Annotated in this window: 13 protein-coding genes and 1 pseudogene; 8 read left to right on the forward strand and 6 right to left on the reverse strand. The window is 49.1% G+C overall.

The features are described from left to right. Both FU672_RS24215 and FU672_RS24220 read left to right on the forward strand, forming a co-directional pair. Positions 1 to 746, forward strand: a 746-nt coding sequence (locus FU672_RS24215; RefSeq protein ID WP_508610041.1) for a phage tail fiber protein, incomplete at its 5' end; no start/stop codon positions are given. A gap of 11 nt (positions 747 to 757) precedes the next feature. Next, positions 758 to 1,273: a tail fiber assembly protein gene (locus tag FU672_RS24220; protein WP_148245152.1), complete on the forward strand. Its 516-nt coding sequence runs from the start codon at positions 758 to 760 to the stop codon at positions 1,271 to 1,273. Here FU672_RS24220 and FU672_RS24225 read toward each other — a convergent pair whose 3' ends face one another. The 3 genes from FU672_RS24225 to FU672_RS24235 all read right to left on the reverse strand — a co-directional run bounded on the left by FU672_RS24225 (position 1,274) and on the right by FU672_RS24235 (position 4,042). Next, the gene (locus tag FU672_RS24225) at positions 1,274 to 2,152 is read right to left on the reverse strand and encodes a glycosyltransferase family 25 protein (RefSeq protein WP_148245153.1); all 879 of its coding nucleotides are present in this window, start codon (positions 2,150 to 2,152) and stop codon (positions 1,274 to 1,276) included. Between the two features lie 345 nt (positions 2,153 to 2,497). After that, positions 2,498 to 2,968, reverse strand: a complete 471-nt coding sequence (locus tag FU672_RS24230) for a hypothetical protein (protein ID WP_148245154.1) — start codon at positions 2,966 to 2,968, stop codon at positions 2,498 to 2,500. A 513-nt stretch (positions 2,969 to 3,481) separates the two neighbouring features. Further along, positions 3,482 to 4,042: a BstA C-terminal domain-containing protein gene (locus tag FU672_RS24235; protein ID WP_508610042.1), complete on the reverse strand. Its 561-nt coding sequence runs from the start codon at positions 4,040 to 4,042 to the stop codon at positions 3,482 to 3,484. On the opposite strand from FU672_RS24235, the gene FU672_RS24240 reads away from it, so the two are divergent. From FU672_RS24240 to FU672_RS24260, 5 genes are all read left to right on the forward strand, one after another. Then, positions 3,925 to 4,503 (forward strand): recombinase family protein, encoded by a 579-nt coding sequence (locus tag FU672_RS24240; protein ID WP_148245155.1) that lies wholly within the window; start codon positions 3,925 to 3,927, stop codon positions 4,501 to 4,503. The two genes, FU672_RS24235 and FU672_RS24240, sit on opposite strands and share 118 nt — an antisense overlap. Before the next feature lie 4 nt (positions 4,504 to 4,507). Then, positions 4,508 to 6,151, forward strand: coding sequence for an IS481 family transposase (locus tag FU672_RS24245; RefSeq protein ID WP_262349063.1), 1,644 nt, complete (start codon positions 4,508 to 4,510; stop codon positions 6,149 to 6,151). Further along, on the forward strand, positions 6,141 to 7,112 hold the full coding sequence (locus FU672_RS24250) for an ExeA family protein (RefSeq protein WP_148245157.1): 972 nt from the start codon (positions 6,141 to 6,143) through the stop codon (positions 7,110 to 7,112). The genes FU672_RS24245 and FU672_RS24250 overlap by 11 nt, the downstream gene beginning before the upstream one ends. A 250-nt stretch (positions 7,113 to 7,362) precedes the next feature. Then, complete coding sequence (locus tag FU672_RS24255) at positions 7,363 to 8,169, forward strand: DUF1460 domain-containing protein (RefSeq protein ID WP_148245158.1); 807 nt, start codon at positions 7,363 to 7,365, stop codon at positions 8,167 to 8,169. Positions 8,170 to 8,193: 24 nt separating this feature from the next. Beyond that, positions 8,194 to 9,654 (forward strand): SH3 domain-containing protein, encoded by a 1,461-nt coding sequence (locus FU672_RS24260; protein ID WP_148245159.1) that lies wholly within the window; start codon positions 8,194 to 8,196, stop codon positions 9,652 to 9,654. 496 nt (positions 9,655 to 10,150) lie between these two features. Here FU672_RS24260 and FU672_RS24265 read toward each other — a convergent pair. The 3 genes and pseudogenes from FU672_RS24265 to FU672_RS24275 form a co-directional block, all read right to left on the reverse strand. Then, positions 10,151 to 10,312, reverse strand: a pseudogene (locus tag FU672_RS24265) (transcriptional regulator); the annotation flags it as partial. A 132-nt stretch (positions 10,313 to 10,444) separates the two neighbouring features. Further along, complete coding sequence (locus tag FU672_RS24270; protein WP_148245161.1) at positions 10,445 to 10,735, reverse strand: helix-turn-helix domain-containing protein; 291 nt, start codon at positions 10,733 to 10,735, stop codon at positions 10,445 to 10,447. Then, positions 10,728 to 11,045 (reverse strand): type II toxin-antitoxin system RelE/ParE family toxin, encoded by a 318-nt coding sequence (locus FU672_RS24275; protein ID WP_148245162.1) that lies wholly within the window; start codon positions 11,043 to 11,045, stop codon positions 10,728 to 10,730. Before FU672_RS24275 ends, FU672_RS24270 begins: the two co-directional genes overlap by 8 nt. A gap of 99 nt (positions 11,046 to 11,144) precedes the next feature. On the opposite strand from FU672_RS24275, the gene FU672_RS24280 reads away from it, so the two are divergent. Then, positions 11,145 to 11,486, forward strand: coding sequence for a helix-turn-helix domain-containing protein (locus FU672_RS24280; protein ID WP_410053343.1), 342 nt, complete (start codon positions 11,145 to 11,147; stop codon positions 11,484 to 11,486). Positions 11,487 to 11,492: the final 6 nt, after the last annotated feature.

Genomic DNA, 11,492 nt, shown 5'->3' on the forward strand with positions numbered 1-11,492 from the left:
TAGTGTTAGACATATATTCAAGCCTATCTCTTATCTGGAGATACAGCTACTGTCTGGTGTTTCAGGGGGCTACATCACTTACAGGCGGTGAACTGACCGGCCCGGTCAAGACGAGTGCGGAAATCCAGTCTACGCTTGACAACAACTTCAGAATGGTTAATGGGGACCGTGGGATATTCTGGCGGCTGGACATGAATAGTCTTTATCTCATGAAAACCAATTCGGGTGATTGGTTAGGCAGTTACGACGACACGCGTCCTATCCGCGTTGATTTAGCGAGCGGCATTGTATATATCAATGACGCACAGCCTTACAGTCCGAATAATCCCCAGCCGGGGCCAGATTTGTCAGGATATATTCACGGTGATGCCTGCAATCAGGTCGGCTTTGTTTCGCAGAATGGCGACGCGCCTTACATGATGTTTAACGGCTCGACGATAGTTGAACTTGCCCGCTTACCCTGGGTAAATGATCAAATTTCAGCGGTGCGCAATTGGGCAAACGGTGATTTACGAAATGATATTTACAACTGGTGCAATCAGAGTTTTGTAACAGCTGTTAGGCTGGGTAGCGAGAGAGTACAGGCATCGACAAACGACAGTGGCGGTGCAGTTAGCTTAGGGGGCGGCGAACTGTTCACCGGTGCGCAAGGTGTCGGCGGTTCTGACTTTAACAAAGCGCAGTGGCGAGTAAGGCAGCTTCAATATTGCATTAATGGTCAGTGGATAGCAGCAGGCTCGATTTAAGGAAATACAAAATGATTGTTATGAAAAACTTTAAGTCAAAAAATGTCGAAATTAATGGATTAAACATCAGTGTGGCGACAGACGAAACCGGCGCCGATTGGTACGAATCTCAAAAGAATTTTGCGGACGATACCTTAAAAATTGTATTTAACTCTGCGGACGTGATTGTTTCGATGAGTCATGACGTTTCAGCTTTATGGCCTGCGGGGAATTCGGTCGCTGAGATTGCGGTTGCTGATATACCTGGTGATGTAGATATCAACGGCGGCTGGTTTTTCGACGGTAAAAAAATCACTGCGCGGGTCTATTCCCGTGAAGAACTGATCGCGCAGGCCACCGTCAAGCGTGACTCTCTGATGGCTGTTGCAACAGCCGCTATTGCGCCGCTGCAAGATGCGGTTGATATCGATGATGCGACGGACGATGAGATCGCGCTTCTGAAAGCTTGGAAGACATATCGAGTTGCGCTTAGTCGCTTAGATCTGACGATTGCACCTGATATTGCTTGGCCTGATGCTCCCCAATAATTAACTTTTAAATTTTCTGATATCTAGAAACTTACGCACAAAACAAAGCCACATCATCCGACGAATTTTAACCGGAAGGGCTCGCTCTTTCTTTATTGTTCGCCAGATGGTGGCTTTCATACCCGATAAATCAATGGATTCATGAATGGTGGATATTTTATGTAGTTCACCGTCTAAATATGGAGGGTGCGATATTACTGGAGGTAGGATGCATTGGATATCACACACGCCATTTTCTAATATAAACTGCCATCTATCACTAACTAACCATACAGGATATAAAAACGCTACAAGTTTGATTGCAGCTGGAAGATTAACCACGTACCCATAGGCTCCGGTACCTTCTATGAAGCGGTGGGTTTTGTATTTAGAGGATATAGTATCAGCCGGATTTCCAATGTATTTATCAATTGGGGTTAGTAGCGTTACACAAGGGGTATTATCTATGGTTGCCGCCAGGCTATGTAAAACAGTCGGCAAATCATCAAATAAGATAGCATCATCTTCTAAAATTAGTGCAGAACTGGTATTTTCGGCAACCATTTTTGCATAGATTGAAACATGGCTAAGTGAGCAACCAATTTCACCCGGTTCTATTGCGTAGTTTGTTTTTTTAGTGAAAAGAATTAATTCGCTGTCAGATAATAATCTGCCATCAATAGCGGTGAATATTTCATATTCAAGACCGAGGCTTGTTAGCCTCTCTTCAATTGATTTTCTGCGTTCGTATGAACGTTTCAAACTAATAACGAATATTCTCATATGGTTCAATGCCGCATTGTTTAATATGCGCGCAGAGTGCCGACTAAAGGCACAATATTCAAATGGGTATGCCCGATCGTTTTTGTGATATCGATCGGTTTCAACGATCGTTTGCATAGATGTTAATTAGTTTATAAATTATTGTGATAACAATAAAGAGGGGTTGAGGATTTCCAAACGCGAAAAATCCCAGATGGTACTGTGTGCATTACAAGCATTTGAGGGCGTTTTTATGGGATTTCCGGTATATGCAACAGATGTCACAGACTAACTGGTGCAGATCTACTTCGAGAGGTTCTGGGAAAAAAGAACCCGCCACTCGGGGAAGCAACTTGAGTAGGCGGGCTAATAGCATTCATATGCTATTTAATATCAGGTGTATTGTGAATAAACATGTCGGCGAATATTCACACATAACTAATGTTACACCTGCATTATCAATGGCTCATAAACGGAATGCCTTTACGCCAAAAGTCCGTTTAAGATTTTCTGAAATGCACTTATGTCATTTTTGGTGATTGGACTCTTAAGTGACAGTTCATTAATTATCAAGCGATAACCTGAGAATGTTAAATCAGAAACTGGGGGGATATCAATATTGATATGTCCCGCTCTATTAACAGGAACGATAACCGTAGCATCTTCATTTTGCACTGGTCCAAAAGTTATAAACTGGACTGAGTTCGGGTTGACGAAGCAATGCCCAGAACAGGTTGCATTTCTTAGAGTCATAATTACCGTTGCGTCTGGAGTGAGGTTTGTTAATGTGATCCTATCCCACTTCTTAGCAATTAACATGTTATTTTCAATTACAGTCGTCCCATCTGAACTTATTAAATCGTATTGAGAGAGAGTATTGCCATTCCTGAATGAATATTCACGAATTACAGAGTTACTCAAGAAATCATCTGAACTTTCAAGGTTTTTGTTCATGTTTAAATCTCCATGTGATCGTAGAAGGTAAGTCATGCGGTAAATAATGGGGGGGTAATAAGATTGTGTGTTTTCGTATTCACTTCCATGATTGAAAATTGGTCACGCAAATACTATACGTCAAATATTTCAACGGAACATAAACCATATCGATATCGGGGGTATTATTTGTCTTTTGGACACAAAAAAGCCTTCGTGAACGAAGGCCAGTGAATTATCACCAAATTTAGTTTAGGAACAGGAGTGTTACTCCTTTGTTAAAAATAGCGCATAAATAAAATTTGCCTTAAGTAAATTTAATTGCGTAGCTAAAAAAGAGCCAGTCTTATCATTCAGCATCACTGCTGGTAAACGGTTGACCAATGGTGACGCCGTTAACCCTGGGGATCGGGGTGGTGACCAAAGCGGCATATAATCTAGATCTTTAACTGAATATCAATGATATAGAGTGGTGACCAGATGGCGATCGGCAGGCACAAAAAACCCGGCTCGGTGGCCGGGTTAGATAGCTTTTTATTTTTTTGGAAGTTCTGGCCGTTTAACTTGACTCAGTAATTTGGCAACATCCACTTTTGGTATTGCACCAGCCTTTGCTTTGGACTCTATATAGGCAGGAAATTTGGTTGGCAAATAGGATTGTTGCATCCAACGCCTAAATTCACCCAAAGCATCATCAGGATACACCCATGCCTCTACCGCACCAGCTTTGTGCTGAGGAAACCAATCTGGGTAAACGTGGGGATATCTTGTCCGCTCCCCGTATTTTGCAGTCAAATTATTATTCGTCCAATGCTTCCCCCAGCCAATCCCGACACTAATATCGGGAACGGATGCTGGACCGAAATCGAAACCACCATTGATCATTTTTAATGTTAAGTCTGCCATTTCGCTAAATACAGAGTAATAACCAAAAGGCACTTGCGCATTAAGCTGAAGTCGTTCGTGGAAGCACTGCCATGCGCCACGCTGAGGGTTTTCAGGATCTGATCTTGACCCGCCATCTCGATCTCCAGCGTGATGCACTGACTCAGGCGGGTTGCGAAAGTATTTTTGAAGATAAAGTAAGTGGTGCACAAGCTGAACGCGAAGGGCTGGCCAGACTGATTGGTTCCCTCCGTCCCGGTGACACTGTCGTTATCTGGCGACTCGACCGTCTGGGGCGCTCTCTGAAAAATCTCCTGCAACTGGTCGAACGGCTGGACGGGCTGCAGGTGGGCATCCGCAGCCTTCAGGAAAATATCGACACGACATCCAGCGGCGGTCGTCTGGTTTTCCACCTTTTTGGCGCGCTGGCCGAGTTTGAGCGCAATCTGGTACGCGAACGCACGCAGGCCGGGCTTTCGGCTGCCCGCAAGCGGGGGCGTCAGGGAGGACGGCCTGCGCTGCTCAGCCCCACAAAGAAAGCGCTGGCGCTGAAGTTACACCAGGAGCGTAATCATACCATCGAGGAAATCTGCAACATGATGGGGATCTCCAAATCAACGCTGTATAATTATCTGAACAAGGCGGGTCAGGATGCCACCGGGATGGCGTAAAAGCATTCCGGCTGAAGCTTTGTTACAGCTGCGCCAGCGGCTGGAACGTCTGTCGCCCAAAAGCCCTGAACGGGCATCGCAGATTGCTGCAGTCTCTGCATTATATGGACTCTCCACCACGTCCGTGTACCGGGCGCTCAATGATTTGCTAAAACCCCGCCAGGTTCACCGGCAGGACCACGGGCAGGACCACGGGCAGCCACGGGTACTCCCCCGCAAGGATATGGAGCTTTACTGTGAACTGGTCGCGGCACTTAAATTTCGCACCACCAACAAAAAGGGCCGCCATCTTTCCACCCGCCGGGCGATTGAATTACTGGAGGATTACGGTGTTGATACTGAACAGGGGCATTTTCAGGCTCCAAAAGGTGTCCTGACCCGCAGCACCGTTAATCGCTGGCTTTCCGGCTGGCACCTGGACCAGCCCCGGTTACATCGCCCGCCGCCAGCGGTTCGTTTTCAGGCCGAACACAGTAATGATTGCTGGCAGTTTGATATGTCACCCTCTGACCTGAAACATATTGATGCCCCCGAATGGATTGATCCTACAAAAGGTGAACCCACACTGATGCTGTTCAGTGTTGTCGATGACCGTAGTGGTGTTGCATACCAGGAATATCACTGCGTGTATGGTGAAGATGCGGAATCCGCCCTGCGATTTCTTTATGCCGCCATGGCACCAAAAGTCGATCCCGCTTTTCCCTTGCAGGGGCGGCCAAAAATGCTTTATCTGGACAACGGCCCCGTGGCCAAAAGCCGGGTATTCCAGAATGTCATGCTGTCTCTGGGCGTGGACTGGCAGACGCATCTTCCCGCCGGGAAGGATGGTGAACGGGTAACCGCCCGTTCGAAAGGTAAAGTGGAACGCCCTTTCCGCACCGTCAAGGAAGCACATGAAACACTGTACCATTTTCATCAGCCGGAAACCGAGCAGCAGGCCAATGAATGGCTGCTGAGATATCTTCTTCACTACAATGACCAGCCTCATCGCTCACAGCCGCATTCACGCCGCGAGGACTGGATTCTCAATTTCCCTGAAGAAGGGGTCCGTGAAATGTGCAGCTGGGAACGGTTCTGTCATTTTGCCCGGGAGCCTGAGCGTCGAAAAGTGGGTATTGATGCCAGAATCATGGTGGAGGGTACGGCATACGAAGTGGATCCTGATCTGGCGGGAGAGCATGTACTGTTACTGTGGGGGCTGTTTGATAACGAACTGCATGTTGAATTTGAAGGCAACCGGACGGGGCCCTATTACCCGGTCTCCGGCCCAATCCCCCTGAACCGCTACCGCGCCTTCAGAAAAGGTGCCGTCAGCCAGAAGGCTGAACGTATCAGAAACCTGGCGCAACAACTCAGTCTGCCCATTGCCGCTCTGACCGGCGAGAATATTACACTGATAACGCAATCTGCTCCCCCCGATATTCCCAGACAGGCTTTTCCGGCGGCCGCTGAAGACTGCTATACCAGTACGATTGCGGCCAAACTGGCGATTGCCGGTGAACTGGCTACCCCGCTGGCAAAATTATCGCAGGTTGACAGGCTGTTTATTGAACAATTACTGAGTGAAACGCTCATACGCCGGATTGTGCTGGACCGCGTAAGGGAGTATTTCCGCAGACAGAAAAAGGAAGGCGATCATGCGAGTTGAGGTTATGCAATTTTACGGCCTGACAAATCCGCTGACTCAGGCCGGATACTACGAAACGGATACGCATAAGCAACTGACGAAAGATATCAGAGCCGCCATTCTGGAAGGGAGGCTGATCGCCCTTTGCGGAGTTGTGGGTTGCGGTAAAACCGTGACACTCCGGCGGCTACAGCAAATCTTACGGGAAGAAAACCGCGTCACTGTCGCAAAATCGCTGTCGGTGGAAAAAAGCAGCATAAAGCTGGCCACCCTGATTTCGGCCCTGTTCTACGATCTGGTTCAGGACAAGGCCGTCCAGATCCCGAAACAGGGTGAACGTCGTGAGCGCGAATTGCAGGAACTGGTGAAAAAAGGAAAACGCCCGGTGGCCTTGTTTGTGGATGAAGCACATGACCTTAACGGGCACACACTAATCGGCCTGAAACGCCTGATGGAAGTCGTAGAAGATGGCGGTGGCCGTTTATCGGTGATCCTAGCTGGTCACCCGAAACTGCGCAATGACCTTCGAAGACCCACGATGGAAGAAATCGGATACCGTACGGAGATTTTTACCCTTGACGGCATTGCCGGCAGTCAGCGGGAATATATTCAGTGGCTGCTGGCGACCTGTTCAGAGCAGCAAAATGGTGATGCGCCCATCCTGACGGATGAGGCCGTCGATCTCCTGGCGACGAAATTACGTACGCCATTGCAGGTACAACAGCATATCACCCTTGCCCTGGAGGCGGGTTACCTCACCGGAGAGCGCCCCATTACAGCTGAACTGGTGGACAGCGTACTGTCACGTAAGCTCGACGATCTGGAACCCACTCTCACACGCCACGGCTACCGATTGAAGGACATGGTTGAACAGTTCGATGCCAAACCGGCAGAGATCAGAGCGTTGTTCAGTCACCAGCTGGATCCGACCCGCACAGCTGAATTGCGCGATCGTATCCTGGCTGCAGGTCTGCCTATTTAATACTAACCTGTTTTCCATGGATTCCACACCTGAACCCCCGAAATTTCCGACACCCACTCGCAGCCAGGCATCACTGAGCGAGCAGACCCCACAGGATAACCCTGCAAAGAGTCAGGTCGCGTGATGGCCTTCACATTCCTTACCATCCGGTTCCTGATTTTTCAACCAAGAATCAACCGGTAGCGCTTTTTTGTATCAATTACAATCATCTTCCTTAAAGGTAAAAATCCCACCTGTACCTTTAAGGAAGATGATTGTGAAAGTAAAAGTATGGACGGTTTTATTTATGTCGGCGTATCTGACGGCCTGTGCCGCACCCGGCCCGGAAAAATATCAGACTATCATGGACAGCGTTACGGCGGAAAAAGTCAGCCGGATTATTCGTTCGGATGTCATCCCTGCATCAGGTGAAAATCACGGGGAAGTTATCAGCCGCGTGTCATCTGCTTTTCTCGGTACGCCTTACCAGGCAGATACACTTATTGGCGGGCCCGACACTCCCGAATCGCTTGTGGTGAATTTCAACGGCGTGGACTGCTTTACCCTGGCAGATTACGTCGAGGCCCTGACCCGCAGCCATGACCAGAAATCATTTCTGTATCATCTGGCGAAGGTTCGTTACACCGGAGGGAACGTTGACTATCTCAGTCGCCGGCACTTTTTCTCCGACTGGTTTGCCACTCTACCGCGCAATGCCCGGGACGTCACGCCGGATATCAGCCCTGACTATGTAACAGCGGACAAGCAGCTTAACCGTAAACCGGATGGGGGGGAGTACATCCCGGGTCTGGGCATTCATCCCCGGAGAATAAATTACATTCCCGGAAAAGCCATCAGTCAGCAGGTACTGGACCGTCTGAAAACCGGGGATTATATCGGCGTCTACTCTCCGCTTGAAGGTCTGGACGTTTCGCATGTGGGTATCGTGGTCCGCCATGACGGTCGGGTATGGTTCAGAAATGCCTCCTCGCTGACCACAAACAGAAAAGTGGTGGATTCGCCTTTCCAGGAATACATGCGCGGGAAACCAGGCATCGTCGTACTGCGCGCTGAGTGACCAGCCCATTACCGGAGCTGCTGTATGAAAAGAATCCAGATACAGGAAGGAATAAAGCCTCTTTGCCTGATTGTTCCCCTGCTGTTATCGGCATGCCACACCGCTCCGCTCAGGCCGGGGTCAAATGGCGTGACGACTGCCAGTCATGTGCCGGCAGGCTATATCGACCCGACCAAATCGCTGTTCCCGCTGGGCAATTACCCGCAATCCGTCGATAAATGGCTCCCTCCCGGCCCGGACAGTCACGTTCCTGTTATGGATACCGCTGCACAGCAACGTCACTTTTCTGACCTGAAATCCCGCTATTTTGGTATGGGGGCGGGCGAAAAATCCCCCTGGAACCCTGCCTACATCGCCTCTGTCCTGAGCCAGGGAGCAGAAGCTGCCCGTGATGCCGGCATCAGTAAGTATCTGGGGGAGCAAAGTGTTTCCTGGGGCGAGAACTTCAGGGTCCACCCGGAAAGCTGGAAACAGCAGGTAAGGGACAATGTGACGACCAGCGTCGACAGTGTTTATCACCCCCTGGAGCGGGGGATTGCCGTCAGGGAAACGCTGGTCAGGGGGCTTCCGACCGACGACCCGGCTTATGACGATCCGCGTCAGGCCGGGCAGGGCTACCCCTTTGACAATTTACAGATGTCCTCTGTGCGTCCCGGAGCCCCCGTCTACGTGCTGGCGGCCAGCCGCGACAGGCGCTGGAAATACGTTTTGTCCCCCACTGTCACCGGGTGGGTGCACGGCGAAGATATTGCAGGAGTGGACCAGCAGTTTGTTACTGAATGGCTGACGCTGGCCGGTAAAAACCTCGGTACATTTATTAAGGAACCGGTTTCCGTTCATGAAGGGGGACAGTATTATTTTACGGCACGCCCCGGAACCATTCTGCCATTCAGGAATAGGCAGACCGGTTTTTTTGAGGTTACTGTGCCCGTGCGTAAAAGCGATGGCCGCGCACAAATTCGCCAGGTCAGACTCCGTGAAGATGAGTTTGTCGCAATGCCATGGAAATTGACGCCCGGTAATATGGCTGTACTGATGAAGTCGATGAGTGGCAGGCCCTATGGCTGGGGTAATTATAACTTCTATAATGACTGCTCTGCTGAAATGCGCAGCCTCATGATGCCCTTTGGGATATTTCTTCCCAGAAACTCTGCGGCACAGATACAGTCCGTCACCCGGATTGTCGACCTCAGCCAGGAGGATACCCGCGCACGGCTTCGTTATCTAACGGAGCATGGCAGACCGTTCGCCACGCTTGTATATATTCCGGGGCATATCATGCTGTATACTGGTAATGTATTAATTAACGGACAGAATATACCGATGACATACCAGAATATATGGGGGTTGCGCCCGACAGATTCCGACAGCCGGTATATTATTGGCAGATCCGTCTTTTTACCTCTTCTGGCCTCTTATCCGGAGAACCCGGATCTCGTATCACTGGCTGGCAAGTCACAATTTAAACTGGGTTTTATTGAATAGCAGGTCTGATATGTGCCACAAAATATTCTGAACGTCCCGAGTTAAATAGGCTTTTGACGTAACAGAGGTTTCCAGCGATTTTTCTTGCGCGGCATCAAGTGATCTTCTGTTTGCAGTTAATCTGGGTTTGAGTAAATGGAGTGCAGGTCGAGCATGATAAATGCAGGTTCATTTGCAGGTATTGTGGGTCTGAGACCAACGCTGGTTACAGCTAATGTGGGCTGAAAACCGGGGGTAAATGCAGGTCGACTCGATTTCAAATGCAGGTCACTACACTTAGCGGCCACGAAAGTGGCCAGTAAGAGCGGCGCGCCCTGTGGGCGCTGCAAGCGGACTGTTGTATTTCGTCGCCCTGGGCGGGCTCAAAGCACGGCCAGGGCGACCGTGCATAAAAGAACCGCTCTGAGAAACGGCTAAGTAAAGTGCAATAATTGCACTTTTAGAATAATTAAATGCGAGCCTTATGTAACATCGCTCAGACTTTCAGCAGGGATGTAATCGGGTAGTGCTGTTCTTCGTAAGCGTCGATCCGCAACACCATCACTTTCATATAGTCGAATTCAGGCGTGCCCATTTCCGGCTGAGTGTCAAAAAGCGGTTCTATCGCCTTCAGGGCGTCATGGTAATCTTGTTCAGTTCGGATAGGTTTAATGTTCACAGGTGCTGACTCCGGTTCTGTCGTATTAACGTCGCTCGCATCATATTGTTTATATGTGCCGATGAACTTCACATACACCCAAGCAGTCGCCCGAAAATCAGCGGCATAGAAGCTTTGCAGACAGGGGGCAGATCACACCCTGACGGTAATACCCAGTTCAACACCACAGGCTGCCGCGTAACGCTTCAGCGTTTGCCAGCTGGCTTTCGTCACGTTATTTTCGATGCGATTTATTGCCGGAGGTTTTACCCCCATTCGTTCCGCAACGTCCGCTTTTGTGAGTCCCGCCTGAGTCCGCCATGCCGTGAGCTGCTCCAACAGCGCAAACTCATCTTTTGCCTCTTCGAAAGCAGCAATAGCTTCTGGGGTATCGAGCAACGTCTTCATGACGTCTTCATGACTTATTGCTTTTACTTTAGCCATCAGATAATTCCTCCAGTCGTTGCAACGCAACCACAATTTCTTTGGGCGGCGTCTTCTCAGTTTTCTTAATGAAACAACGTAAAATATAAATTTTCTTCCCCTGCTGGAATACAAACAAGGTGCGGGCAATATCTGTTCCTGACGCCCTGAGTTCAAACAATCCATTTTTGATGGGTCTGCTTAACGGGTAGCGTAATTCATTTCCCCGCTCACTCAACTGAACCAATAGTCTTGCCATTTTACCGCGCAGAACATCCGGTAGCGCTTTCACTTCCTGAGCGGCTTCAGGATGGTATAAAAGTTCGAACATCTGGTTCATCTCCCTTTCGATATGACTAATTATACTCTTAAAAAACATTAACGCAAAAGCTAATGTTAGCCTTTGCGTTAATGTTTTAAGGGTGCAGTCATGGTAAAAAAACACTACAATAGTGCAACTATTGCACTTTTTAAGGTGTTTATGACGGGTTATGAATTGCGTTTATGGCGAAAAGGGATGGGCTGGGATCAGGAACGCGCCGCTGAAGAGTTGGGTAAATGCCTGCGAACGTATAAAGCTTACGAGAAATCACCACATATCGATCGTATCGTCGAACTTGCAACCCGCTCGCTGTCACTAACTTTGCTGCTTCCCGCGCTGTCGGAAAAAAACAGCGCGGAAATCTGTCAGGTTCTCAGCATATTAGACGTCAACTACCTTGGCCGATACGCGTCAACTACTCTGGCCGCCTTTGAGTTATTTCTTAGCTGACTGCTG

The sequence above is a fragment of the Enterobacter asburiae genome, from assembly GCF_008080435.1.
Lineage (GTDB): Bacteria > Pseudomonadota > Gammaproteobacteria > Enterobacterales > Enterobacteriaceae > Enterobacter > Enterobacter asburiae_C.

What these genes read in the sequence shown, in the direction of transcription:
- FU672_RS24220 (WP_148245152.1), top strand. Translation starts at nt 758, where the DNA reads ATGATTGTTATGAAAAACTTTAAGTCAAAAAATGTCGAAATTAATGGA.
- FU672_RS24225 (WP_148245153.1), bottom strand. Translation starts at nt 2,152, where the DNA reads ATGCAAACGATCGTTGAAACCGATCGATATCACAAAAACGATCGGGCA.
- FU672_RS24230 (WP_148245154.1), bottom strand. Translation starts at nt 2,968, where the DNA reads ATGAACAAAAACCTTGAAAGTTCAGATGATTTCTTGAGTAACTCTGTA.
- FU672_RS24240 (WP_148245155.1), top strand. Translation starts at nt 3,925, where the DNA reads ATGCGCCACGCTGAGGGTTTTCAGGATCTGATCTTGACCCGCCATCTC.
- FU672_RS24250 (WP_148245157.1), top strand. Translation starts at nt 6,141, where the DNA reads ATGCGAGTTGAGGTTATGCAATTTTACGGCCTGACAAATCCGCTGACT.
- FU672_RS24255 (WP_148245158.1), top strand. Translation starts at nt 7,363, where the DNA reads ATGATTGTGAAAGTAAAAGTATGGACGGTTTTATTTATGTCGGCGTAT.
- FU672_RS24260 (WP_148245159.1), top strand. Translation starts at nt 8,194, where the DNA reads ATGAAAAGAATCCAGATACAGGAAGGAATAAAGCCTCTTTGCCTGATT.
- FU672_RS24270 (WP_148245161.1), bottom strand. Translation starts at nt 10,735, where the DNA reads ATGGCTAAAGTAAAAGCAATAAGTCATGAAGACGTCATGAAGACGTTG.
- FU672_RS24275 (WP_148245162.1), bottom strand. Translation starts at nt 11,045, where the DNA reads ATGTTCGAACTTTTATACCATCCTGAAGCCGCTCAGGAAGTGAAAGCG.
- FU672_RS24280 (WP_410053343.1), top strand. Translation starts at nt 11,145, where the DNA reads ATGGTAAAAAAACACTACAATAGTGCAACTATTGCACTTTTTAAGGTG.